This is a genomic window from Micromonospora sp. LH3U1, assembly GCF_028475105.1.
In the GTDB taxonomy this organism is placed as follows: domain Bacteria; phylum Actinomycetota; class Actinomycetes; order Mycobacteriales; family Micromonosporaceae; genus Micromonospora.
Map to the genome: position 1 here is coordinate 2,391,398 of NZ_CP116936.1, position 24,031 is coordinate 2,415,428.

At 71.1% G+C, this 24,031-nt stretch carries 19 protein-coding genes; 10 read left to right on the plus strand and 9 right to left on the minus strand.

Annotated elements, in window-relative coordinates:
• Nucleotides 1-224 precede the first annotated feature (224 nt).
• Both PCA76_RS10855 and PCA76_RS10860 read left to right on the plus strand, forming a co-directional pair.
• The gene (locus tag PCA76_RS10855) at nucleotides 225-1,358 is read left to right on the plus strand and encodes a glycosyltransferase family 4 protein (protein ID WP_272617170.1); all 1,134 of its coding nucleotides are present in this window, start codon (nucleotides 225-227) and stop codon (nucleotides 1,356-1,358) included.
• A 120-nt stretch (nucleotides 1,359-1,478) separates the two neighbouring features.
• Nucleotides 1,479-2,018 (plus strand): acyltransferase, encoded by a 540-nt coding sequence (locus tag PCA76_RS10860; RefSeq protein WP_272617172.1) that lies wholly within the window; start codon nucleotides 1,479-1,481, stop codon nucleotides 2,016-2,018.
• Nucleotides 2,019-2,045: 27 nt separating this feature from the next.
• On the opposite strand, the gene PCA76_RS10865 is transcribed toward PCA76_RS10860, so the two are convergent.
• Nucleotides 2,046-4,073, minus strand: coding sequence for a hypothetical protein (locus PCA76_RS10865; protein ID WP_272617174.1), 2,028 nt, complete (start codon nucleotides 4,071-4,073; stop codon nucleotides 2,046-2,048).
• Nucleotides 4,074-4,325: 252 nt separating this feature from the next.
• Between PCA76_RS10865 and PCA76_RS10870 the strand changes: the two genes are divergently transcribed.
• Genes PCA76_RS10870 through PCA76_RS10885 form a run of 4 tightly spaced genes read left to right on the plus strand, consistent with a single transcriptional unit; the run spans nucleotide 4,326 to nucleotide 9,262 of the window.
• A complete protein-coding gene (locus tag PCA76_RS10870; protein WP_272617176.1) occupies nucleotides 4,326-5,291 on the plus strand; it encodes an NAD-dependent epimerase/dehydratase family protein in 966 nt (321 codons plus the stop codon).
• A complete protein-coding gene (locus tag PCA76_RS10875) occupies nucleotides 5,288-6,721 on the plus strand; it encodes a lipopolysaccharide biosynthesis protein (protein WP_272617178.1) in 1,434 nt (477 codons plus the stop codon). Before PCA76_RS10870 ends, PCA76_RS10875 begins: the two co-directional genes overlap by 4 nt.
• Nucleotides 6,718-8,076, plus strand: coding sequence for a glycosyltransferase (locus tag PCA76_RS10880; protein ID WP_272617180.1), 1,359 nt, complete (start codon nucleotides 6,718-6,720; stop codon nucleotides 8,074-8,076). Before PCA76_RS10875 ends, PCA76_RS10880 begins: the two co-directional genes overlap by 4 nt.
• A complete protein-coding gene (locus PCA76_RS10885) occupies nucleotides 8,009-9,262 on the plus strand; it encodes a glycosyltransferase (RefSeq protein WP_272617182.1) in 1,254 nt (417 codons plus the stop codon). Before PCA76_RS10880 ends, PCA76_RS10885 begins: the two co-directional genes overlap by 68 nt.
• A 75-nt stretch (nucleotides 9,263-9,337) precedes the next feature.
• Here PCA76_RS10885 and PCA76_RS10890 read toward each other — a convergent pair whose 3' ends face one another.
• From PCA76_RS10890 to PCA76_RS10900, 3 genes are read right to left on the minus strand one after another with little or no spacing between them, the layout of a single operon-like run.
• Entirely contained in the window at nucleotides 9,338-10,801 is a 1,464-nt protein-coding gene (locus PCA76_RS10890; RefSeq protein WP_272617184.1) for an O-antigen ligase family protein, read from the minus strand.
• Nucleotides 10,802-10,857: 56 nt separating this feature from the next.
• Entirely contained in the window at nucleotides 10,858-11,847 is a 990-nt protein-coding gene (locus PCA76_RS10895) for a dTDP-4-dehydrorhamnose reductase family protein (RefSeq protein ID WP_272617186.1), read from the minus strand.
• Nucleotides 11,844-12,887: a polysaccharide biosynthesis protein gene (locus tag PCA76_RS10900; protein WP_272617187.1), complete on the minus strand. Its 1,044-nt coding sequence runs from the start codon at nucleotides 12,885-12,887 to the stop codon at nucleotides 11,844-11,846. Before PCA76_RS10900 ends, PCA76_RS10895 begins: the two co-directional genes overlap by 4 nt.
• 201 nt (nucleotides 12,888-13,088) lie before the next feature.
• Between PCA76_RS10900 and PCA76_RS10905 the strand changes: the two genes are divergently transcribed.
• Genes PCA76_RS10905 through PCA76_RS10915 form a run of 3 tightly spaced genes read left to right on the plus strand, consistent with a single transcriptional unit; the run spans nucleotide 13,089 to nucleotide 15,999 of the window.
• Nucleotides 13,089-13,829 carry a sugar transferase gene (locus PCA76_RS10905; protein WP_272617189.1) on the plus strand — a complete coding sequence of 247 codons (741 nt, stop codon included), beginning with the start codon at nucleotides 13,089-13,091 and terminating at the stop codon, nucleotides 13,827-13,829.
• Nucleotides 13,826-14,752, plus strand: a complete 927-nt coding sequence (locus PCA76_RS10910; protein ID WP_272617191.1) for an NAD-dependent epimerase/dehydratase family protein — start codon at nucleotides 13,826-13,828, stop codon at nucleotides 14,750-14,752. The genes PCA76_RS10905 and PCA76_RS10910 overlap by 4 nt, the downstream gene beginning before the upstream one ends.
• A 5-nt stretch (nucleotides 14,753-14,757) precedes the next feature.
• Nucleotides 14,758-15,999: a glycosyltransferase family 4 protein gene (locus PCA76_RS10915; RefSeq protein WP_272617193.1), complete on the plus strand. Its 1,242-nt coding sequence runs from the start codon at nucleotides 14,758-14,760 to the stop codon at nucleotides 15,997-15,999.
• A 24-nt stretch (nucleotides 16,000-16,023) separates the two neighbouring features.
• Here the strand turns inward: PCA76_RS10915 and PCA76_RS10920 are convergent, their stop codons facing one another.
• Both PCA76_RS10920 and PCA76_RS10925 read right to left on the minus strand, forming a co-directional pair.
• Complete coding sequence (locus tag PCA76_RS10920; protein ID WP_272617195.1) at nucleotides 16,024-16,458, minus strand: hypothetical protein; 435 nt, start codon at nucleotides 16,456-16,458, stop codon at nucleotides 16,024-16,026.
• A 166-nt stretch (nucleotides 16,459-16,624) separates the two neighbouring features.
• Complete coding sequence (locus PCA76_RS10925; protein WP_272617197.1) at nucleotides 16,625-19,027, minus strand: Tex family protein; 2,403 nt, start codon at nucleotides 19,025-19,027, stop codon at nucleotides 16,625-16,627.
• A 151-nt stretch (nucleotides 19,028-19,178) separates the two neighbouring features.
• Here PCA76_RS10925 and PCA76_RS10930 point away from each other — a divergent pair, with 151 nt between their 5' ends.
• On the plus strand, nucleotides 19,179-20,690 hold the full coding sequence (locus PCA76_RS10930) for a deoxyguanosinetriphosphate triphosphohydrolase family protein (RefSeq protein WP_272617199.1): 1,512 nt from the start codon (nucleotides 19,179-19,181) through the stop codon (nucleotides 20,688-20,690).
• A 13-nt stretch (nucleotides 20,691-20,703) separates the two neighbouring features.
• Here the strand turns inward: PCA76_RS10930 and PCA76_RS10935 are convergent, their stop codons facing one another.
• The 3 genes from PCA76_RS10935 to PCA76_RS10945 form a co-directional block, all read right to left on the minus strand.
• Complete coding sequence (locus tag PCA76_RS10935) at nucleotides 20,704-21,843, minus strand: MBL fold metallo-hydrolase (protein ID WP_272617201.1); 1,140 nt, start codon at nucleotides 21,841-21,843, stop codon at nucleotides 20,704-20,706.
• A gap of 123 nt (nucleotides 21,844-21,966) precedes the next feature.
• A complete protein-coding gene (locus PCA76_RS10940) occupies nucleotides 21,967-22,989 on the minus strand; it encodes a serine hydrolase (protein WP_272617203.1) in 1,023 nt (340 codons plus the stop codon).
• 92 nt (nucleotides 22,990-23,081) lie between these two features.
• On the minus strand, nucleotides 23,082-24,011 hold the full coding sequence (locus tag PCA76_RS10945; protein ID WP_272617205.1) for an SDR family NAD(P)-dependent oxidoreductase: 930 nt from the start codon (nucleotides 24,009-24,011) through the stop codon (nucleotides 23,082-23,084).
• Nucleotides 24,012-24,031: the final 20 nt, after the last annotated feature.

A 24,031-nucleotide genomic window follows, 5' to 3' on the forward strand; every position in this document is an offset into this window, starting at 1 on the left:
TGGTGATGGCCGGACGCCCATGGCCGCGAAAGCGCGGGCCACCAAGACCGGGCGTCACAGACGAGCCGCTCCCGGCGCCTCCTCCCGGGTGCTCTCGTCAAACCTGACGCGTTCCCGGTGTCGGTCTGCGTGCCGACACCCGGGGACAGCAAGTTGAAAGCGAGCCGACAGTGGACGAGCTGGTAAGGACGCGTCTCCGAGCTACGACCACGGCGGGATACCACGTGGTCGCCACCGCGCGGGTGTTCGAGCCGGGCTTTCGTGGTGGCGGACCGATCCGTTCCCTGCGGTTCATTCTGGACACTTTGCCGGACGACCTCGACGTCACCCTGATCACCGCAGACCGGGACCTCTCTTCGCCCGCACCCTACCCGGAGCTGTCCGGTCGGCTGGTGCGGCGCGACGACCGTTCCGCCGTTTTCTACCTCGGCCTCTCCGCTCTGCGGCACTGGGTTCGACTCGTACGGCACATCCGGTCCCGCCCGGTTGATCTGATCTACGTCAACAGCCTCTGGTCGCTGTTCTCGGTGTTGCCGATCCTGGCGGTGGCGCTGCGTCTGGTACGCGTGCGGGCGATCATGCTCGCCCCAAGAGGTGAACTGTCGCCCGGCGCACTCGCCATCAAATCGCGCAAGAAGCGCCTCTTCCTGGCGGTGTGGGCCCCGCTTCTGCGCCGGCTCGATGTGCGCTGGCAGGCGTGCAGTTGGCTGGAGGAGAACCAGATCCGCGCGAACTTCCCGTGGGCGCACATCATGGTGAACGGCAACGAGTGCCCGATCCCGGACCACCCGGCGCCCCAGGTCGTCGCGCACGACGGGCCACTGCGGTTGGTTTTCGTCGGTCGGATCTCACCGATGAAGAACCTGACCACGGCGCTGGAGGCGGTCGCCGGGGCGACCCGCCCGCTGGAGTTCGACATCTTCGGCCCGCAGGAGGACGAGCAGTACTGGGCGTCGTGCCGGCGGCTCATCGACGCGATGCCCGGCCATGTCCGAGTCCGGTATCGCGGCGAACTCGCGGCGGACGAGGTGATGCCGACCTTCAGCGGATACGACGCCTTTCTCTTCCCGACCCTGGGCGAGAACTACGGGCACGTCATCCTGGAGAGCCTCGCGTCCGGTTGCCCGGTGGTCTGCTCCGACGCGACGCCGTTCAGCGAACTGATCGCCGACGGCGGGGGAGCGGTGGTCCGGCCCGCGTCGGCGGCTGCTCTGAGCAGAGCCCTCGACCGGCTGGCTGACCGATCGGCCGGAGAGCGCGCCGAGGCGAAGGAGATCGCGGCCCGGCGGTACCGGCTCTGGCGGCAGCAGGTCCGGGAACTCAACGTGCTGGACCACGCCCGCCAGTTCTGCGGCTGAGCAGGCTCGCCGCAACCGCGTCACCCGGGGCGGAACCGCATCGTTGCAGTGGCGGGGCCGGCCCGTGTGCACGGGTTCGGTCTCCTCCACACCAGTAGGCCCGATGAGCGAGGACAGCAGGTGCCCAAACGCGTTCGTACGATGGTCCGACGAGTCCGGGACCACCTGGCCGCCACCCGTGACCCCGAGGCGTTCGTGCGGTCCCTGGGGGTGAATCTGACGGGACGGGTCAGGTTCTACGGCGTCAGCCGGGCGATGTTCGGCTCGGAGCCGTGGCTGATCACCATCGGCGACAACGTCTACATCACCTCCGAGGTGCAGTTCGTCACCCATGACGGCGGCACGCTGATCCTGCGCAAGGACCACCCCGACCTGGACTGGACAGCCCCGATCACGATCGGCGACGACGTCTACATCGGTATGCGGTCGATGATCCTGGCCGGCGTCACCATCGGAAACCGGTGCGTCATCGGGGCGGGCTCGATCGTCACCCGCGACATCCCGGACAACACGGTGGCGGCCGGGGTGCCGGCGCGGCCCCTGCGTACCACCGACGAGTACCTCGAACGGTTGCAGGCCAAGTCGCTGGGCATCGGGCACCTCCCCGTCCCGGCCAAGCACGAGGCGATGAAGAAGATCTACGGAGTGACCACCGTCTGAACCCCCGACCCAGCCGAAGCCGCCAGGTCAGGCCCGCCGGTACGCGACCCGCGGTGGGCGTAGCTGATGGATTCCGCTGATCGTTATCGCCCCCAGCACGCCGGTCGTTCCGGTCACCTCGTAACCGAAACAATCCCCGGTCATCGCGGCCGAGCTGGTGCCGAGGTTCAGGGTGGTGGCGGCCCCGGTGTCGCTGGCCCGCAACGTGGGCGGGGTGGCACCGTTCGTCTGCCACACGTGCCCATACCAGTGCCAGCCGGCGGGCAGCAGCACGGGAACACTCAATACGGACTCCCTCACTCCGACGGATGTGAGGGCGACGCTGCCGAAATCGGCGATCGGGCCGAGGGCGGCGGGGCGACCGGTCGCCGGATCGTGGGCGTACACGCCGTGCCGCATGACCCCGGTGCCCGCCACTGTGACCTCGACGCACACCCGGTCGACCGGGGTGGGTTCGGCCAGGTACACCGGGTGCAGCAGGAGACGCTGGTAGGTGCCGGTGTAGGTGGTGTTCTGGGTCGGGCCGGACAGGGTGAGGAAATAGCTGCCGCGCGAGCAGGTCGCCCCGGGTAACGGTCCCGCCTGCGCCTGGTCGGGCTCCGCTCGCCACATCCCGTACCCGGAGGGGACCGGCATGCTGTACGGGATCCCGTCGACAGTGACCCGGTCCGGCACGCTGAGGTTCGTCGGACCTACCGGGACCAGTAGCCGGTGGAACAGCTGCGGCGCCGCCATCTGCGTCTGGGCGACGGTGTCGACCCGTTCGATCATCACGAAGTCGTGCGTGGAGTCCGATACGACGATCTCGGTGGCCGCCGAGGGTGGTGCCAGGTAGCGGCGGTAGGCGGTGCCGGTCACGGATTCCCCGGCCGCGAGGGTGCGGCCCCACACCAACTGCGGGTAGTTCTTCTTGAGGCTGGAACTGATGAACCAGCCCTTCGTCGTGGTGTGTCGGGCCCGGATCTCGGGCACGCCGTCGGCGACCGGCAGCAACCCGACGGCGATGCCCCACTGCTGGATCTGGCCGCTGTTGACCGCCCACTGGGTCATGCTGCTCGCCGGCATCAGCCGGTCCTTGAGGGTCGCCGGGGTGAAGTCGGTGAGCGCGGGCAGTGTGTCGATGTTCGCCCACACCGACCAGTTCAGGCCGCCGGCCGACCCCACGTTCGGCATGAACTGCCGGCGTGTGCCCCCGGCCACTGCGGTCAACGGGGCGCACTGGGTCACTCCGGCGTTCAGGGTGAACCGCGCCAGTGCGGCCACCGTCTGCCCGACGAGCAGACCACCCTGCGACCAGCGGTAGACGTTCGAGACGCGGCACAGGGACGGAACCCGCGACATGATCGTGGCGATGGGTGTGCCGATGTTCGTCCTGGCGGTGTCGATCATCCCCTGGTAGGACGGGATCACATAGGACTCCCTGATCGTCAGATCCTGGCCCGTCCATCGACCGTTCGCCACGGGTCGTCCGTCCAGTTCAACGGTCGCCGTGTGGGAGTGGGTGGCCGGGCGGATCTGCACGTCTGGCGTCAGGCCCGTGATCGGTACGGTGGTCTTGTTGGTCGCCCCCGAGACGTGGGTGAGTGGCGCCGCCGGCTTGACCCGGGCACCCTGGGCGATGCCGTCGACGACCGTGTAGGGGTTGCCGAACAGCAGGCTGTTGGCGTTGGTGATGGCCAACAGGGTGAAGATGCGGATCCCGTCGGTCCATTGCGAGCCCACGTCGGCGGTCGTCTTGCCATGGTTGGTGACGACGATCTGGTTGCCGACGTCGTAGCCGTGGTTGCCGCCGACGTACGACCAGCCGGTGTTGATCGGGCAGTTGTCGTCGGAGGTGTCGTGGATCTTCGTGCCGACCGCTGACATGATCGGCCACACCTGGTCGTCGGTCGCGGTCGAGGGCACGAGGGTGACCTGGGGGAGACCGGAGTGCCACATGCCGACCATGGCCTCGGCGTACGCGAGGTTGGCGGGCATCACCAGATCGCGGGTGCTGTCGAATCGCGACCTGACGGACATCAGGGCGTTGAACCGGTAGACGATCAGCTCGGGCATGCTCGGCACCTCCACCGCGATCGCACGATGACGTCACTGTGCGCGCCTGCGCGGTTGGCGGCTGCCGACGGTCGGCACCCGGACAGCACCTTGGGCTGATCGGCGGACCCCGGTACCCGGCGGTCGGCGGCGATGTCCGTTCGGTGTCGGGGCACGCCGACCGGGCGCTCAACAGGGTGAAATCCCCCCGTCGCCGTCACGCGGCCCGTGCTCACTCGATGTACAGGTGATCGGGTGTAAACGGGGGGTTTCATGCGCATTTTGATCACCGGCGGAGCCGGCTTCATCGGGTCCAACCTGGCCCGCGCCGCGTTGGTTGAGCCCGCGGTCAAAGAAGTCACCGTCCTTGACGACCTCTCGGTCGGGCTTCGGGCCAACCTCGACGGTCTGGACGTCGAACTCATCGAGGGGTCGATCCTGGACCCGGCCGCCCTCGACGCGGCGATGGCGGGCCGTGAGGCGGTGGTCCACCTGGCCGCGCTGCCCAGCGTTCCCCGCTCGCTGCGCGACCCACTGGCCTCCCACCACGCCAACGCCACCGGCACACTCATGGTGCTGGAGGCGGCGCGCCGGCACGACGTCGCACACGTCCTCGTCGCCTCCTCGTCATCGGTGTACGGCTCGAACCCGGCGCTGCCCAAGGCGGAGCTGACCTGGACCCGCCCGATGAGTCCCTACGCGGCCAGCAAGCTCGCCACCGAGGCGTACGCCCTGGCCCACCAGGCGTCGTTCGGGCTGCCGACGTTGGCCTTCCGCTTCTTCAACGTGTTCGGCCCCGGCCAGCGGCACGACCACGCGTACGCGGCCGTCATCCCCCGGTTCGTGCACGCCGCCCTGCGCGGCGAACCCGTTGTGGTGCACGGCGACGGCACGCAGTCCCGCGACTTCACCTACGTCGGTACGGTCTGCGACGTCATCCTCGACGCGCTACGCCGCCGGGTACACCACCCACATCCGGTCAACCTCGCCTTCGGGGCCCGGGCCAGCCTGCTGCAGGTCCTCGACGAGTTGGAGGGGTTGTTCGGGACGTCGATCCCCCGCGAGTACGCCCCGTCGCGTACCGGCGACGTCCCGCACTCCCATGCCGACAACACCACTCTGCGGCAGCTGTTCCCGAACGTGGCGCCGGTCGCCCGCCCGGATGGCCTGCGGGCGACCGTCGAGTGGATGGCCGGGCGGCTGGACGCCGAGCTTGCCGTACCTGCCGTACCCCGGTGACCCGGGCAGCGAATCGGGCCGAACCGGGGCCGGTGGTCTCCGTGGCGGTGGTGCCGGCCATCGCGCCTCCTGCCGGCACGATGGTCGCATCCGCCCCGTCGACGCTCAGCCCGGCGGCGTCGAAGGATCGAGACCGCACGGTCACGGTGGGCATTGCTGCCGCGATGGTGGCGAAGGGTGTCGGCCTGGCCGCTCCCCTGGTCATCACCCCGGCCTGCTTCCGGTATCTCGGGGACCAACGGTACGGCCTGTGGATGGCGATCACCGCCCTCACCGGTATGGCCTGGTTCGCCGATCTGGGGCTGGGTAACGGGCTGCTCACCCGGCTCAGTCACCTGGCCGACGATCCCCGGCAGCAGGCCCGGGAAATCTCCAGCGCGTTCGCCACCCTCGGCGTGGTCGCGGTGGTGCTGCTGGCGGGTCTCGCGCTGGCCGCGCCCGTGGTGCCGTGGGCCGCGCTGTTCAGCGTCAGCGACCCGAGTGTCGCCGCGCAGGCGTCCGCGCTGGTCCTGCTCTGCTTCGGCGCCTTCGCGGTCAACATTCCGCTCTCGCTGATCCAGCGGATCCAGTACGCCCGGGGCCAGGTGGTGCAGAGCAATGTCTGGCAGTCCGCCGGGGCTCTGGCCGCCATGGCGGCCGTGCTCGGCGCCATCGCCGCCGGGTGGAAGCCGCTGGCGGTCATCGCCTGCGCGGTGCTGGCCGTGCCGGCAACCAACCTCCTCAACACCGTGACCTACTTCTGGTTTGAGGAACCCGGGCGGCGGCCAGGCCCGAGGCTCGTGCACCGGGCCACCGCCGTCGGCCTGCTCCGACTGGGCCTGCAGTTCTTCGCGCTCACCACGATGTCGTCGATCGCGCTGAACGTGGACAGCCCGCTGGTCGCGAACGTCCTCGGGCTCACCACGGCGGCGCACTACGCGGTCGTGGGGAAGCTGTTCGGCGTCCTCTCGATCTTCGTCGGGCTTGTCGGCATGACGGTCTGGCCGGTCAACGGTGCCGCTCTGGCGCGGGGCGAGGTGGCCTGGGTGCGCCGCAATACGCGGCGCATGGTGCTGCTCTACGGGCTGATCGTGGGGACGGTCGGGGTCGTGCTGGTCGGCTACGGCCACCGGCTGATCGAGCTCTGGGTCGGCGGCATCGACCGATCGGACATCCCGGTCACGGTCCTGATCGGATTGGCGTGCTGGTCCTTCCTGGTCGCGGTCGCCTCCCCGCTGATCATTGTGCAGAACAGCATCGGACTACTTCGGCCGCAGTTCGTCGGCTGGGCATCGTTCCTGCTGCTGGCGACCGTGTTGAAGATCTGGGGACTTCGACGATTCGGCCTCGCCGGCCTGCCGGCGGCGGCCTGCGTCGCGTATTTGCTCACCATGTGGCCGGCCGTGCTGGTGGGATACCGACGCGCGCTCGCCAGGTCCGGGTCGTCGTGACCGGTCACGACGGCCGCCAGGACGAGGCGGAAGAGGACCAGGTGCCTGGCTCAGCGGTCGACATCAAGGCCGGCGACGACCAGGGGAGCGATCAGCGCGACGGTGGGTGCCGGGTGCTCCGGGTCGTCGGCGAGCTGAACTTCGGCGGCACGGAGATGCGGACGGCCGAACTGCTGCCCCGGCTGTCCGCCGCCGGCGTCGAGGTGCACCTGGTGACACTCAGCGACCGGGTCGGTCCCGGACCGTTGGCCGGCGTGGTCGGCCGGTACGGCGGCTCGGTCACCCCGATACCACTCGACGTACGCTTCGTCACCCGCTTCCTGCACCTGCTCGGGCGCCTGCGTCCGGACGTGGTGCACGTCGACTGCGCCAACTTCTCCGGCGTGCTGCTCTCGCTTGCCGCCCTGCGCGGTGTGCCTGGGCGCGTCGCGCACTTCCGGGGGGACGACAACCAGTCCCGGAACCTGCGCCGACGCGTCTATCGGTGGATCTGCGGACGACTGCTGCGGATCTGCGGCACCGACATCCTCGGTGTCTCGCCCAGCTCGCTCACCTGTGCCTACGACCCGCGCTGGCGTGACGACCCCCGCTGCCAGGTGGTCCTCAACGGGCTCGACCTCGACCGACTCCGCCGGCCCAGCCGCGACGACCTGCGCGAAATGATCGGCGCCGGCCCGGCGGACATGGTCTGCGTGAGCGTCGGTCGGGCTTCGCCGGAGAAACGGCGGTGGCTCCTGCCGCCGATCCTGGCCGAGCTGCGCGACCGGGGAATCGAGGCCCACGCCGTACTCATCGGACCGGGCGACGACGCCGACGACGAGCGCGTCCGGACGGCAGCGGCTGCCGCCGGGCTCGCCGACCGGGTGCATCTGCTGGGCCCGCGCGACGACGTGGGCGGGCTGCTGAGCCAGGCCGACGTGGTGGTCCACCCCTCCTGCCTGGAAGGGCTGCCCGGCGGGGTGCTGGAGCCCGTCGCGTTGGGCGTCGGCACGGTGGCGGCCGACCTCCCGGGCGTGCGTTTCATCGACGAACACCTGCCCGGCGTGACCATCGTCGACATCGACGCCACGCCGCAGGCATGGGCCAGCGCGGTGTGCGCGGCGGCGTCGCACACCAAGACGACCGCGGCCCCGGTGGCCGCGGAGCGTTTCGCCCGCAGCGTCTTCGCCATCGACACGGCGGCCACGACCCACCTGACGATGTATCGACGGCGGGCGTCGGCCCGCCCGCATCGCAATCGGCGAGCAGCAGAGCAGCCGGTTGCCGGCCTTCTGGAAGCGGTGAGAAATGAACGATCAGACGACGATGGTCGGCCGGCAACCGCGGCTGGGTCGAGGGTCGACCGGGCGGGCTGACCGACCGCGCCCGCTGCTCGTGGGCGCGTACGCCTTTCCACACGGGGACGCCACTTCCAACCGTCTGTTGCAACTCGCCCGTTCTGCCGCGCCCGACGGTGCGCACACGCTGGTCGTCAACGACTGGCCCTGCGAAGTCGCGTTCCCGTCCCTGCGTAGCGGCGTGGCCGGCGTCGACCTGCACACCATGCGGATCCGGGGTTCGAACTACCTCACTCGCATGTCGGCCCGGCTGGCCCGGCCCGTACGGGTGCTGCGGGCCGTACGCCGCGTGGGGGTGAGTCGCGGCGACGTGAGCGTCGTGCTGTTACCGATGGCCCTGATGACCCTGGGAAACTGGGCGACCCTGCGCCTCGCGCTGCGGTGCCCGGTGGTGGTGGACGCCAGTGAGCGCCATGACCGGCGGCAGTTCCGGCACGGCTGGTTCACCCCGTACTTTCTCCGGCACCGCTGGTCGACGTTCCTGGCGACCCGGCTCGTGGACCGGGCCACGGCGGTCTCCACCACGCTGGCCGACTACCTGACGGGACACGGACTGGACGTGTTGATCGTGCCGCCGCAGGTGGACTGCGACGAGTTCCGGGTGCCGCAGCCGCCCTCGCTCACCGGTGGCCTGCGCCTGCTGTACGCGGGCACCCCCGGGCGTAAGGACATGCTCGACGTGATCGTGCGCGGGATCAGCCAGCTCGCGCCGGAGCACCAGCGGCGGGTCAGCCTCACCATCGCGGGCGTCAGCTACGAGGACGCCGCCGCCCGTTCGGACCTGGACGTCGCGGTGCTGGACGCGGTGTCGGCCGACGTGACGTTCCTTGGTCGCGTCCCTCGCGAAACCGTGCTGACCCTGCTGTCGGAGTCGCACTTCTCGATGCTGGTCCGTCCCACCGACGGGTACGCGGCCAACGGGTTCCCGTCCAAGGTGCCGGAGAGTCTCGCTGCCGGCTGCCCGGTGCTGCTCAATCACACCAGTGACCTGGCCGCCTACGTGCACGACGGGGTCGAAGGGCTGGTGCTCGACGGCAACGGCCCGGACGATGTCCGGTTGGCGATCGAGCGGGCGCTGCGGCTTCGGGACGAGGACTGGGCGGCGATGAGCCGGGCGGCCCGGTCGCGGGCCCGCGAGTCGTTCGACCATCGGGCCTGGCGGGACCGGGTGAGCGCCTTCGTGACGACGACCCGCCGGAGCTGAGCCGACGCCCGGCAGGTGAGGCGGGCGTCCTGGCTCGTGCCCACGGCGCCCCCAGGTTTCAGCGCAGCCGGCGGTTCAGCGCAGCGCCGGGGCGTGTCGCCTCGGCGCGGTGTCGAAAGCGCCGGCCCGCTGCTGGCGTGCCTCCGCGTGGGGCAGGTTGCCGCGGGCAGCGGCGTGCCGGTCGGCCCGGTTCCGGTTTCCCGGCAGGTGCAGCAGCGCGGCGGCGACCACGGACCAGAACACGTACGGGTAGGTCTGTCCGGTGCCGAACATGGCCGACTCGGTGACCTGAATCAGCAGGCCGGAGACGACGAGCCAGACCAGACCCGCGTCGGCCCGGACCACCGGGGCCCGCAGCACGACCCGCCCGGCGGCCACCAGCAGCAGAACCAGCGGCAGCACGGCCGCGAGGCCCAGCTCCAGCAGCAACTGCAGGTAGCTGTTGTGCACCACGCTCACGCTCGTCCCGAAGAACTCGTCGTAACTGGCCAGTTCGAACAGGTAGTTCCGCGACGCGTACCCGAAGCCCAGGGTGGGACGGTTCTGCCACCACAGGTCGACGGTCGCCTGCCACATCTGGGTCCGGCCGTTGGACAGGTCACCGCCGGTGGGGTCGGTGAAGCGCAGCACGAACTGCCGCATCCAGGGCGCGGCGAAGATGGTGGGTAGCAGGTTGAACAGGTACGCCACCAGCAGCATGGCGGTCACTCCGGCGGCCAGGCGTACGAGCCGGCCGAGCCCGTAGCGCAGCACGATCCAGAGGGCGCCGACGAGCACGGCGATCAGCGCGGTGCGGGACTGGGACAGCAGGAGGCAGGCGGCGGCCGGCACCATGCCGAGCAGTGCGGCGTGCCGTCGGGACTGCCGGTAGACCGTCCAGCCCAACGGGATTGTCAGGGCGCAGACGATGCCGAGCATGTTGGGATTGTTGTAGAGGCCCTGGAATCGTTCGATGCTGGACATCGAGGCGACGAGCGTGCCGTCGGCGAGCCCGATACCGAGGCTCACCACTGTGGAAGCGCTGAGGACCAGGTAGACCACGCGCAGGTCAGCCATCATGACGGTCCGGTCGGGCCACCGGCGCCGGACCAGTACGTGCACCAGCGCCGCCAGCAGCAGCAGCGCGACGCCCCGCTGGAGGGTCTCCATCGGAACCACCGACCAGGCGAAGCTCAGCGTGGCGAGACCGGCCATCACCCAGAGCGCGGCGATGAACACGCGGGTCCAGACGTCGGTCGGTGATCCGGTCCGATTCGGTAGGCAGAGTCCCCACAGAACCAGGCCGGCGACCGCCGCGTACCTGGGGTAGAAGCTCGCGTCGACCAGGGCCGGCACATTGGACGAGGCGCAGACCAGCAGCGCCATGGTCAGGGCCAGCATCCACCGCCAGCCGTCTATCCGCCGCGTGAAGGCGAACAGCAGCAGCAGCGCAACCATCCCGGTCGCGATCAACGGCGCGTAGATGGCGGTGATGGTGGTGACCACCACGAGACACGCCGCGCCAACGAGCAGGCCCAGTTGGCCTATCCGGTTCCCCACGTGATGTCCTTTGAAATCCCGCCCGGCGCTGCCGGCGGTTGTCGGTTGGTCGACCGTCAGAGCGGCACGTCCTGTAGGTCCGGTCGGGCCTGATCAACAGCCCAGCGGAGCCTGGCGGCGTGCATCGCCCGGATCATGTCCGGCCAACTGGGCGGCCGATAGCCGGTGGCGTGCGCGAGGGCGTCCGCGTGCATCGACCGGTCGCAGGCGAACTCGTCGTCCGGCACGATCTCGCCGGGCCACGTGTACACGTCGGCGATCAGCCGGAGCAGGTCGTACTTCGCGATCGGTTCGGCGGCCACGTGGTACAGCCCGGTCAGTTCCGGACGGGGCAGAATCACCGTGCGCAGCAGGCGGGCGAATTCGACGGTCGTGACGCCGCTGTAGATGGCTCTGGTGAAGCCGCGCACCCGCCCACGCTGCGAGAGAAACCAGTCCAGCAGGGAGCGGTTCGTGGAGAGCTCGTGTCCGATGATCGAGGTGCGCAGTGTCAGCGCCGAAGCCCCGGTCGCCTCGCCCAGCAGCTTGGACCGTCCGTAGAGGTCGGGCGGGTCGGGCAGGTCGTCCTCGACGTAGCCGCCACGCCGGCCGGAGAAGACACAGTCGGTGCTGACGTGGATCAGGCGGCTGCCGAGGTGCGCGCAGGCGTCGGCCAGCAGATGGGGAAAGAGTGCGTTGAGCGTGACCGTCTGCACCGCGTCCTGCACGTCCGGCCGTTGCTTGATCACGCCCACGCAGTTGACGACGACGTCCGGCCGTAGGTCGTCGATGAGCTGTCGGACCTGTCCGAAGCGGGTCGCGTCGACGGCCGGGGTGATCCGGGTGAGCAGACGCTGGGGGTACGACCCCGCTCGGTCGTCGATGCTGCGGGCAACGCCGTGGACGTCAAGGTCCGGATCGTCGCTGAGCTCGCGCAGGACCGCGTGGCCGAGCATGCCCGTGACGCCGACGACGAGGACCCGTCGCACCGCTCGCGGCTCCTCGTGGGGGTCGCTGCGTCGACGCGGCACCAGGTCCGGTCGTCTGCCGCCGGTACCGGTGCTCATGCCGTTACGACCGCCGCCGCGGCGGCCTCGACCTGCGCGCGCACCTCGGGCAGCGTCAGCAGCAGCGACTCGATCTCCGGTACGGACAGCCGGCGGGCGTTGTGGGAGTGGAAGTCGGCGAGGTTGCCACCGTCGACGTCCCCCTCCTCGAAGTAGAGGGAGTAGTTCAGGTCGCGGCTGTCCACCGGCACCCGGAGGAACTCGCCGAGATCCTCGACGTGGGCGAGTTCCTCGCGGCTGGCCAAGGTCTCGTAGAGCTTCTCGCCGTGCCGGATGCCGAGCACGTTGAACTTCGCCGGCACCCCGAACAGGTTGCACAGCGCGGTGGCCAGGTCGCCGATGGTGCAGGCGTCGGCCTTGCGGATGAAGACGTCACCCGGCTGGCCGTGGTGGAACGCGTGTTCCACCAGGTCGACCGACTGGGCCAGTGACATCAGGAAGCGGGTCATCGACGGCTCGGTGACCGTCGGTAGTCCGCCCCGGCGGATCTGGTCGATGAACAGCGGAATCACCGAGCCGCGCGAGTACATGACGTTGCCGTAGCGCACACAACAGACCCGCGTCCGGGCCGCGGGGTTGTTGCGGGAGTGCGCCTGCGCGACCTTCTCCATCAAGCCCTTGGTCATGCCCATCGCGTTGACCGGATAGACAGCCTTGTCGGTGCTCAGCAGCACCAGCGCCTCGACGCCGACGCGCTCGCATGCGTCCACCACGTTCGCGCTGCCGAGCACATTGGTGCGGACGGCCTCGAGTGGGAAGAACTCACAGGAGGGAACCTGCTTGAGCGCGGCCGCGTGGAAGACGAACTCCATGCCCCGGGCGGCCTTGAGCACGCTGTCGTAGTCGCGGACGTCACCGACGTAGTAACGGACCCGGTCATCGCCGAGGCGATGCCGCATCGCGTCCTGTTTCGACTCGTCGCGGCTGAGGACCCGTACTTCTGCGGCGCCGGCGTCCAGCAGCCGGGAGACCATCGTCTGGCCGAAGGATCCGGTGCCACCGGTGATCAGAAATCGCCTGTCCGAAAGCGAGGAAACCACATCTTCTCCTGAATGTTTCCCGTCCGGCCATCGTCGGGAAATCGGATTCTCGTCGAACGCGACGATACAGTCGCATAAGAGGCGCCGTGAGCTCTTCCATCAAAGGGAGATCGAGTCATGTTTCGCTTCCATTGTCGACTCGCGAATCGGATTAAATGTGAAAGTCGGAGTTGGCGATCGGGAAGGTGATATGCGTACTGCATGCCAAAAGTTGCTCTCCACGCGGCGCAGTCGCGCGCCGATGCCTCCGGCCCGGCGACCGGCCGGAAAAAGCTCTCGGCCGTCACGACCCGACGAACCTACGATCGCTGGAAGCGGCTTTTCGACGTCCTTGGCGCCCTTCTCGTCCTGCTGCTCGGCGCACCCCTGATGGCCGTGGTCGCCCTGGTGGTGCTGGTGGCGCACGGGCGCCCGGTGCTGTTCCGACACACCCGGCCAGGGCTGCACGGTGAGCTGTTCGACGTGGTCAAGTTCCGCACGATGCGTCACCCCGACCCCGCCCGAGGTCTGGTGGACGACGCGGATCGCCTCACCCGGGTGGGCCGGTGGCTGCGGGCCAGCAGCCTGGACGAGCTGCCCGAGTTCTGGAACGTGCTGCGGGGCGAGATGAGCGTGGTGGGTCCCCGCCCACACCTCGTCCAGTACCTCAGCCTCTACAACCCGGAACAGGCCCGACGGCACGAGGTGCGACCGGGAATCACCGGGCTGGCCCAGGTGCGCGGCCGCAACGCGCTGGACTGGGGCGCGAAGTTCGCCTACGACGTCGAGTACGTCGACCGACGGTCGTTCCTGTTCGACCTGAGGATCGTCCTGGCCACGGTCTGGGTGGTGCTCAGCCGCCAGGGAATCTCCGCGCCGGGCGCGGCCACCTGGCACGAGTTCACCGGCAACCCGCCGGTGCAGGCGCCGGCCGGTGACGACGACTCCGCGCACCGGCGATGAACCGCGTCCTGCTGCTGGGCGCCGGGGGATTCCTGGGCCGGCACATCCGCCTCGGGCTGGCCGCCCACACCACGGTCCGGTCGATCACCCGCGCGGAATGCGACCTGGTCCGGATGGAGTTGCCGGATCTGATCGCGTTGGTGGCGCGGGAGCGACCGGACGTGGTGGTGACCGCGGCGGGTCGGATCGTCGGCTCCGGGTACGACTTCGTGCAGGCGCACGTCGTGACGACCGCGAAGCTGATCGAGGCGGTGGCCGCCGCCGCACCCGCGGCCCGGCTGATCCGGATCGGCTCGGCGGCCGAGTACGGTGCGGTGCCGCACGGCCTCGCCGTCAGCGAGGAATACCCGGGAATCCCCGTGAGCGAGTACGGGCTCAGCCACCTTGCCGCTACCCGGTTGGCGGAGCTGGCGGGCCGGGCCGGCCGGGTCGACACGATGGTGTTGCGGATCTTCAACCCGGTCGGGCCGGGGATGCCGCCGGGCAACGTGCTCTCCCGGGTGACCGCGATGGTGCGGTCCGCGGTGGCCGCCGGAGCGGACGACATCGCGGTGGGCCTGCACGACACCTACCGGGACTTCGTCGACGTGCGGGATGTCGCGGCGGCGGTCCTCGCGGCGGCCCGCTGCCGGCCAGGGCCGGAACGGGTTTTCAACGTGGGCAGCGGGAGAGCCGTGGCAACGCGTGACGTCGTCCGGCTGCTGGCCGACGTGGCCGGCTTCCCCGGTGGGATCCGGGATGGAAGCTTCGCGCCGGACGCCAGCCGATCCGCCACGGTGGCCTGGATGTGCGCCGACATCGAGCGCGCCCACCGTGTGCTCGGATGGGCTCCGGTGTGCGACCTCAGTGAGTCACTGGGCACGCTGTGGCAGGCCGACGGCGAGCCGTCCGGACGCCCCGTCGCTGGCACAGCGGCGAGGTGAGGCCGATGCGGATCGGCCTGCTCACCCAGTGGTTCGAGCCGGAGCCGGGCCCCGCCGCGCTCCCCGGGATGCTCGCCACGGCCCTCGCCCGCCGAGGGCACGAGGTCCAGGTGCTCACCGGCTTCCCCAACTACCCGACCGGTCAGTTGGCGCCCGGCTACCGGATGGCCCGCCGCCTCGACGAGGCCGACGGGACGACGCGGATCCGCCGGGTGGCCCTCTATCCCAGCCATGACCGTTCCGCGCTGCGGCGGATGGCGAACTACGGCTCCTTCGCCGTCTCCGCGCTGGTGTCCGGCACGCCGGCGCTACGCGGACTGGACGCCCTGTGGGTCGGGAACTCGCCGATCAGCGTCGCCCTGCCGATGTGGTTCACCCGGTATGTGCAGCGGGTGCCGGTGCTGCTGCACGTGCTGGACCTGTGGCCCGACAGCGCGCTGGCGAGCGGCTTCCTCGGCACCGACCGGGTGTCCCAGCTGATCGAGCGAGGAATGGCCGGCTGGTGCGGTGGGATGTACCGCAGCGCCGCCCGGGTCGCCCATGTCTCGCCCGGCGCCGCCGACCTGCTCGCCAGCCGGGGTGTGCCCAGGGAAAAGCTCGTCCACATTCCGGTGTGGGCCGACGAGACACCGCGTACGGGCGCCGCGAACCTGCGAGCGGAACTGGGGCTCCGCGAGGACCAGGTGGTGCTGGTGTACGCCGGTACGCTCGGCGAGGCGCAGGGGCTCGACTCGCTGATCGACGCCTGCGCCCGGATCAGCGACCCCCGGTTGGTCTGCCTGATCGCCGGCTCCGGCACCACCGAGGATCGGCTGCGCCGCCGGGTCGAGGAGGTGAATGCCACAAATGTGCGCTTCCTCGGGCAGCTACCCCGGGACCGGATGCCCGCGCTGATGGCCACCGGCGACGCGCACTACGTGAGTCTGCGACGCGGCGGCATGTCGGCGTACACGATGCCGAGCAAGGTGCAGGCCACCCTCGCCGCCGGGCGCGCGCTGCTGGTCGCCGCGGAAGGGGACGCCGCTGCCGTGGCACGTGACAGCGGTGCGGGGATCACCGCTCGGCCGGGCGACCCCGACTCGATCGCCGATGCCCTGCGGGAACTCTGCGAACTGGGCCGGGAGAAGCTTGAACTGCTCGGTCAGGCCGGTCGGGTGCACTACGACCGGGTCTTCTCGGTCGCCGCCGGTGCCGAGCGGGTCGAGCGGGCACTGGGCGAGGCGGTGGAGATCCACCGGCGGCGATGACCACCCGCCGCGCTCGGTGTGGGGTCAGCGCCAGTCGTCGCCCGCCGTGAGGCGCGCGCCGAGCAGCGCCTCCAACGGCATGGATTCGCCGTCGCGGCCACCGCGGCCGATCACCAGCGGGGGCGGGGACGGTTCGGGTGCGGCGCCGAACAGCAGCGAGCGCAGGCTGGCCGGCACGGTCAGCAGGTAGAAGTGCCCCCGGGTATCGACCGCGCGGGTGCGGGCCCGATCGATGTACCAGCCGGCGAGGCCGGTGCGGTAGCGGTACCGGCCGTCGTAGGACGTCACGGTGAGCCGCACCGTGCGCAGCCCGCGCCCGGCCGCTTCGGCGGCGAAACGCGCGACCAACTCGGCCGCCGTGGCCTGCTCGCGGGCGCGGGCGCGGGCATCCGCGTCGGCGTGTGCGCGCACCGCCCGTTCCCGCCGCCCCCGCCAGTCCTGGTCGTCCCGCTCACCCACGAGGCTGACGGTACGCGACCCGCTCAGAACCCCCGCCGCCGCGCGAGCCGATTTCGCCGTCGCTGTCGCTGCTCCCGGTCGGTCATCCGCAGATCGTGGACAGTTTCCGTCAGCCGCCAACGGAAACTGTCCACGATTCGTAGGGTGCCGGCGCCCGACCAGTCGGTCAGGCCAGTCCGGCGCGGCGCAGGGCCTCCGCCATGGCGTCGTTGGCCGGTGGGGGAGCGCTCTGCCGCTGCTGCCGGCCGCGCCCGCCGCGTTCGGCCTGCCCGCCGCGACCACCCTGCCCGCTCTGCCCGCCGCGACCACCCTGCGGTCCGCGCTGCGCCGGGCCGCCGCGCCCCTCCTGGCTGGTCCGGCCACCACCATCACCGCCGGCGGCCGGCTCATCATCGAGGCGCAGGGTCAGCGAGATGCGCTTACGGGGTACGTCGACGTCGAGCACCCGGACCTTGACCACGTCACCGGACTTCACCACCTCGCGGGGGTCCTTCACGAAGGTCCGGGACAACGCTGAGACGTGTACCAGGCCGTCCTGGTGGACCCCGACGTCGACGAACGCGCCGAACGCGGCCACGTTGGTGACCACGCCCTCGAGCACCATGCCCGGCGTCAGGTCACCGATCTTCTCCACCCCTTCGACGAAGGTGGCGGTGCGGAACTCCGGGCGGGGATCGCGGCCCGGCTTCTCCAACTCGGCGAGGATGTCGGTGACGGTGGGCAGGCCGAACCGGTCGTCGACGAAGTCGGTGGCCCGCAGCCCGCGCAGGATCCCGCTCCTACCGATGACCGAGCGCAGGTCCTGGCCGGTGGTGGAGAGGATCCGGCGCACCACCGGGTACGCCTCCGGGTGCACGCTGGACGAGTCCAGTGGGTCGTCGCCGTCGGGGATCCGCAGGAAGCCCGCGCACTGCTCGAACGCCTTCGGCCCGAGCCGCGCCACCTTCTTCAGTTCGGTACGCGACCGGAACGGCCCGTTGGCGTCCCGGTGCAGCACGATGTTCTCGGCCAGCCCGGCGCCGATCCCGGAGACCCGGGTCAGCAGCGGCGCGGAGGCGGTGTTGACGTCCACCCCGACCGCGTTGACGCAGTCCTCCACGACCGCGTCCAGCGACCGGGACAGTTTCACCTCGGACAGGTCGTGCTGGTACTGGCCGACCCCGATCGACCGCGGGTCGATCTTGACCAGCTCGGCGAGCGGGTCCTGGAGCCGCCGGGCGATGGAGACCGCGCCGCGCAGCGACACGTCCATCCCGGGCAACTCCTGCGAGGCGTACGCGGAGGCGGAGTAGACCGACGCGCCGGCCTCGGAGACCATCACCTTGGTCAGGTTGAGCTGCGGGTGCCGCTTGATCAGGTCAGCGGCCAGCTTGTCGGTCTCCCGGGAGGCGGTGCCGTTGCCGATCGCGACCAGCTCCACCCCGTGTGCCCCGGCCAACCGGGCGAGGGTCTCCACCGACGCGTCCCACTGCCGGCGGGGCTCGTGCGGGTAGATCGTGTCGGTGGCGAGCACCTTGCCGGTGGCGTCCACCACGGCCACCTTCACACCGGTCCGCAGGCCCGGGTCCAGGCCCATCGTGGGCCGGGTGCCGGCCGGTGCGGCCAGCAGCAGGTCACGCAGGTTCGTGGCGAAGACCCGCACCGCCTCCTCCTCGGCCGCCTGCCACAACCGCATCCGCAGGTCCGCGCCGAGGTGGATGAGGATCCGCGTACGCCACGCCCAGCGGACCGTGTCCGCCAGCCACCGGTCGGCCGGACGGCCGGCGTCGGACACCCCGAACCGGCCGGCGATGGCCGCCTCGTACCGGCTCGGACCGGTCGGGACGGCGTCCGCCGCACCGGCCTCCTCCGACTCCATGGTCAGGTCGAGCATGCCCTCCTTCTCGCCCCGAAACATGGCCAGGATCCGGTGCGAGGGCAGCTTCGGGTACGGCTCGGAGAAGTCGAAGTAGTCGGCGAACTTGGCGCCGGTGGTCTCCTGACCCTCGCGTACCCGGGAAGCCAGGCGCCCCCGCGACCACATCTGCTCGCGCAGCGTGCCGATCAGGTCGGCGTCCTCCGCGAAGGTCTCGATGAGGATCGCCCGCGCGCCCTCCAGCGCCGCGGCGGCGTCGGCGACGCCCCTCTCCTCATTGACGAACCCGGCGGCGGTGGCCCGTGGGTCCTGGCTGGGGTCGGCCAGCAGCGTCTCGGCCAACGGCGCCAACCCGGCCTCGCGGGCGATCTGCGCCCGGGTCCGTCGCTTCGGCTTGTACGGCAGGTAGATGTCCTCCAGCCGGGACTTCGAGTCGGCGGCCATGATCTGCGCCTCGAGGGCCTCGTCGAGCTTGCCCTGCCCGCGGATCGACTCCAGCGCCGCCGCCCGCCGCTCGTCCAGCTCGCGCAGGTAGCGCAGTCGCTCCTCAAGGGTGCGCAGCTGCGTGTCGTCGAGCAGGCCGGTGGCCTCCTTGCGGTAACGGGCGATGAACGGCACGGTGGCGCCGCCGTCGAGCAGGTCCACGGCCGCCCGCACCTGACGCTCGGCCACGCCGAGCTCGTCGGCGATCCGCTGATGAACAGACTGGGTCACGATCTCGATCCGCCTTCGACTCGATCCGCCTTCAAAGAGCGGGTACCGCCTGCATTCTGCCGGGCGGCCCCGGCCGCTGTCGCCGCGCCCGGCCGGGTTGATCCGTCTCGGCCGGCGGCGATCCCGTCGGGCCTGCGCTAGCGTGGCGATCATGGAAACTGCTGCGGAGCCGCGCGCCCGGCGGCTCTTCGGCGGCAGCGCCCGGGCCCTCGGCGACCTCACGGCCAACCCGTTCCGCGCCGACCGGGACCGGATCGTCGGCTCGCCGTTCTTCGCCCGCCTCGGCGGTGTCACCCAGGTGATCAGCCCGGTCGGCTCCGGGCTGCTGGTGCACAACCGACTCACCCACAGTCTCAAGGTCGCCCAGGTGGCCCGAGCGGTCGCCGAGCGGCTGGGCGCCGACGAGCGCTCGCGGGACCTGCTGGACAAACTCGGCGGCTGCGACCCCGACGTGGTGGAGGCCGCGGCGCTCGCCCACGATCTCGGCCACCCACCGTTCGGGCACCTGGGGGAGCGGGTGCTGGACCGGCTGGCCCGTCAGCGCCTCGGCCTCGCCGACGGTTTCGAGGGCAACGCGCAGTCGTACCGGATCGTCACCAGCACCGAGATCCGTGGCGCGGCCACCACCGGGCTGGACCTGACCGCCGCGGTCCGCGCGGCGATGCTGAAGTACCCGTGGACGAGACTGGACTACCCCGACCCGCACCCACGCACGATGGACCCGCCGCCACGCGGAGCCACCCCGCCACCGGACGACCCGGAGAGCGGCTCGTTGAAGTTCGGCGCGTACCGGACCGAGCTCGACGACCTGCGGCAGGCCCGGGAGCCGTTCGCCGGCCGCATCCCGGACTGGCAGCAGACCGTGGAGGCGTCGGTGATGGACACCGCCGACGACATCGCGTACGCCATCCACGACGTGGAGGACTTCTACCGGGTCGGTGTGCTCCAACAGGGTTCGGTCTCCGCGGAGTTGATGGCCTGGCAGCGCGAGAGCGGGCACTTCCGGGCGATCACCGACGCGGCGCTGGCCACGGCGGCCCGGCGCCCCGGCGCGGCCATCGAGCGGCTGCGTCGGCAGCTGCACCGCAAGGACGCCTGGATCGCCGACGACGACGCGTTCGCCGCCGCCGTCGAGCACGTCCGCGAGGAGTTGGTCGACGGGCTGCTGGCGATGCCGTTCGACGGCTCGATCGAGGCCGAGCAGTACGTGGCGCGGTTCTCCGCCCGCTGGTCCACCCGGTTCGTCCAGGCGATCACGGTGACCGACCAACCGTCGGTGCGCTCCGGGTACGTGCTGCTGGGCTGCGCGCAGTGGCACGAGGTGCAGGTGCTCAAGTTCGTCCACCACCGGTTCGTGCTCGCCCGCCCGGATCTCGCCCTGCACCAGCGCGGCCAGGCCCGACTGCTGGGCACCCTGGTCGAGGCGCTCTGGGAGTGGCTGCTCGACCCGGAGGAGGAGTCCCGACTGCCGCGTCGGCTGCACGACCTGGTCGAGTTGGCCGAGGCGGAGCTGCACCCGCGTACCCCGGACCGGATCGGTCGAGCCCGGGGGCGGGCCATCGTGGACTTCGTCGCGCAGCTCACCGACGGTCAGGCGGTGGCCATGCTGGACGCGCTCTCCGGTCGGTCCGGTGCCCTCTGGACCGACGCGTTCGTGCTCTGACCGGCCTGCCCCGTCAGGCGATGGCCTGCCACCAACCGTCGACGGCGGGCGGCTCGTCGACCACCACCCGCTCGCCGGGGCGGGGCACGGCGAGCCGCACGTCGCGGGCCTTCGCCTCGGCCCACAGCCGGTTGACCGGCTCGGACCAGTCGTGCAGGGCCAGGTTGAACGTCGCCCAGTGCACCGGGACGAACAGCCCGCCGCGCAGGTCGACGTGGGCGTCGACCGCCTCCTCGGGGAACATGTGGATCGTCGGCCAGGCCCTGTCGTACGCGCCGATCTGCATCAGCGTCACGTCGAACGGCCCGTGCTCGGCGCCGATCGCCGCGTACCCGTCGAAGTAACCGGAGTCGCCGGTGTAGAAGACCTTGCGTCGGGCCCCTGCCACCACCCACGAGCTCCAGAGCGTGCCGTCGCGCCGCAGCCCCCGGCCGGAGAAGTGCTGGGCGGCGGTGGCGGTGATCTCCAGCCCGGCGACCTGGTGCGACTCGGACCAGTCCAGCTCGATGATGCGCTCCGCGGGTACGCCCCAGCGGTCCAGGTGCGCGCCCACCCCGAGCGGCACCAGGAACGGTGCGGACTGCCCGGCGAGCAGCTCCCGCACGGTGGCCATGTCCAGGTGGTCGTAGTGGTCGTGCGAGATCAAAATGGCGTCCAGCGGGGGCAGCTCGTCGAGGCGTACCGGCGGCTCGTGCAGCCGGCGGGGGCCGACCATGCCCGAGGGGGAGCACCGCTCGCTCCACACCGGGTCGAGCAGCACCCGCCGGCCCTCGATCTCGATCAGCGTCGAGGCGTGGCCGTACCAGACGATGTTGAGCTCGTCGGTGTTGGCGGCCTGCGGTGCGCTGGGGCGCAGCAGCGGCACGGGTGCGGTCGGGCGCCGCTTCTGCTTGCCGAAGATCAGCTCGCGGAGCAGGTTGCGGCCCGGGTCGGCGACCATCGTCCGGGTGCCGGCCCGGTTGTGGAAGGTGCCCTCGCGGAACTGGGGCGACCGGGCCGCCCGTTCGGCCCGGGCCCCGCTGAGCCGGCCACCGAGCGCCGCGGGGATGTCCCGGGCGACCCAGGCCAGGCCGGCCAGCGCGGCCAGCCCAGCCGCGCCCCGCATCCGCCGTCCGAGTGACCGTTCGACGTCCGTGCTCTGCGTTCGTGCCATTGCCGTCCCTCCGCCGTGTCCGCTCTACACGGTAGTCACCCGGGCCGACCTGTGCCCCGGCGGTCGGCACGCCGGGTCGGTCGCCGGCAGCGGCGACCGACCCGGGACGGTTCGAGGCGTGGCCTAGCCGCCGTTGCTGGGGCGCCGGGCGGTGATCCGGAACGTCGTGCCCACGCCCGCGATCCGGTCCACCGCGGCCAGGAACCTGGGGCCCATGGCGGCCCGCGCCTGCACCGCCGGGTGGGTGGCGCCGAAGTCCTCCGGGTTGGCCTGCCCGTCGGCGAAGAGCGCGTAGGTGAGCACCGCCGCACCCGAGCGGTCGAAGATCACGCCGGCCTCGTGTCGGGCGTCGGCGTACCAGCCGGCCTTGGTGGCGATCCGCGCCCGCTCGTCGGAGGACATGGTGCGCCGGATGCCGTCGGTGAACGCCACCGGGGAACGCAGGATGCCCAGCAGGTACGACGTCGAGGCGGGGGAGAGCAGCGTGCCGCCGACCAGGGCGCGCAGCAGGTCGTGCGTCTCGCGCGGAGTGCTGGTGCCGAGGAAGAACCGGTTGGGGTTGGCCACCGGCTGGACCTGGGTGTTCGGGAAGCCCTTGGCGACCAGGATGGAGTTGATCTCGGCGGCCGGGGCGACCAGCCCGCACAGCCGCACCGCCGTGTCGTCCGAGACGGTCAACAGGTTGGCCAGCACGTGCCCGACGGTCACCAGGCTCGGATACGCGCCGTCCAGGCTGAAGATGCCGTCACCGCCCGGTACGACGATCGCCGCGCTCACCTCGACCTGCTGGTCCAGGGTGAGCAGCCCCCGGTCGACCTTGTCGAGCACGGCCGTGGCGACCGCGATCTTGTTGACGCTGTACGCCTCGATCCGCCGGTCCGCGTCGGCCGCCACCGCGACCACCGGCGGGCCGGCCGGATCAGCCACGCTGACGTACGCCTGCCAGTTGCCGCCGGCCTCGGTGCTGTGCTTGCTGAAGACGGTGGCGACCCGGCGGGCGGCCCGGGCGGGGTGGTCGGGGCGGCCTCGGTGGCCTCGGCGGCGCTCGCCGGGGCAGCGGCCCCGAGCACCGTGCCGGCGGTGGCCACCGTGCCCAGCCCGAGTGCCGTTCTGCGGTTCAGTCGCATGGTCAATCGTCTCCCCCATAGTGGCGCGCCGGAGCGCTTGCCGGACCACCACACTAGGCGAGTTGATCGATCCACAGTGCCCCCGAACAGTCCCGAACAGCTCCGAACAGGTCAGCCGAACCGTCGGCGCAGTGCGGCACCGACCGCGCCAGCCGGCCCGGACACGAGTTGCCGCAGGTCGGGCAGGTGACCGCCGCGTACCGACTCACCGGCCGGGTTCGGGGCGAAGACCGAGCCGTCGTTCGCGGCGACCGACCGTCCACTCAGGCCGGCCAGCCGCATCAACGGCCCGACGAGGATGTCGTAGACGCCCGGCAGCACGGTGAACCCGACCCGCATCACCACGTTGAACCGGCCCACGGACACCTCCCGGCGGGGACGGTCCACACAGTTCACGATGGCCCGGGCCACCCGCTGCGGGCTGGCGACCGGCGGCGGAGGTCGCCCGACTCGGCCCAGGTAGTTCGCCGCCTGCTGGTACACCGGTGTGTCCACGCTGCCCGGGTTGACCAGACACAGCCGGATCTCCGGGCTGTCGCGCAACTCCTGCTGCACTGTGCGGACCAGACCCTGCAACCCCCACTTGCTCGCCACGTACGCGCTCATGTTTGGGGCGGTGATGTGGCCGAGCACCGAGCCGGTGAGGACGACCGTGCCGACCCCGGTGGCCCGGAAGTGCCGCAGGGCCACCCGCACCGAGCCGGCGGCGCCGAGCAGGTCGGTCCGCACCACCTGGTCGAAGACCCGCCCGGGCAGCTCGTCGAAGCGACCGTAGGCCATCACCGCCGCCGTGTGCACCCAGACGTCGACGCGGCCGAAGCGGTCGATCGCCGCGTCCGCGAGCGCGTCCAGCGCGCCCGGCTCGGTGACGTCGGTCGGTACGGTCAGCACGTCGGCCTCGGCGCACTCCGCGCGTACCTCGGCCAGGGTGCTGGTGGCGCGGGCGGCGAGGACCAGGCGGTCCCCGCGCTCCGCGAACGCCCGGGCTGTCGCCCGACCGATCCCGCTGGTCGCGCCGACGATCACCACCACCCGGCTCACGGTGCCCGCTGCAATCCTGA

What these genes read in the sequence shown, in the direction of transcription:
- PCA76_RS10865 (WP_272617174.1), bottom strand. Translation starts at nt 4,073, where the DNA reads ATGCCCGAGCTGATCGTCTACCGGTTCAACGCCCTGATGTCCGTCAGG.
- PCA76_RS10870 (WP_272617176.1), top strand. Translation starts at nt 4,326, where the DNA reads ATGCGCATTTTGATCACCGGCGGAGCCGGCTTCATCGGGTCCAACCTG.
- PCA76_RS10885 (WP_272617182.1), top strand. Translation starts at nt 8,009, where the DNA reads ATGAACGATCAGACGACGATGGTCGGCCGGCAACCGCGGCTGGGTCGA.
- PCA76_RS10895 (WP_272617186.1), bottom strand. Translation starts at nt 11,847, where the DNA reads ATGAGCACCGGTACCGGCGGCAGACGACCGGACCTGGTGCCGCGTCGA.
- PCA76_RS10905 (WP_272617189.1), top strand. Translation starts at nt 13,089, where the DNA reads ATGCCAAAAGTTGCTCTCCACGCGGCGCAGTCGCGCGCCGATGCCTCC.
- PCA76_RS10910 (WP_272617191.1), top strand. Translation starts at nt 13,826, where the DNA reads ATGAACCGCGTCCTGCTGCTGGGCGCCGGGGGATTCCTGGGCCGGCAC.
- PCA76_RS10915 (WP_272617193.1), top strand. Translation starts at nt 14,758, where the DNA reads ATGCGGATCGGCCTGCTCACCCAGTGGTTCGAGCCGGAGCCGGGCCCC.
- PCA76_RS10930 (WP_272617199.1), top strand. Translation starts at nt 19,179, where the DNA reads ATGGAAACTGCTGCGGAGCCGCGCGCCCGGCGGCTCTTCGGCGGCAGC.
- PCA76_RS10935 (WP_272617201.1), bottom strand. Translation starts at nt 21,843, where the DNA reads ATGGCACGAACGCAGAGCACGGACGTCGAACGGTCACTCGGACGGCGG.
- PCA76_RS10940 (WP_272617203.1), bottom strand. Translation starts at nt 22,989, where the DNA reads ATGGGGGAGACGATTGACCATGCGACTGAACCGCAGAACGGCACTCGG.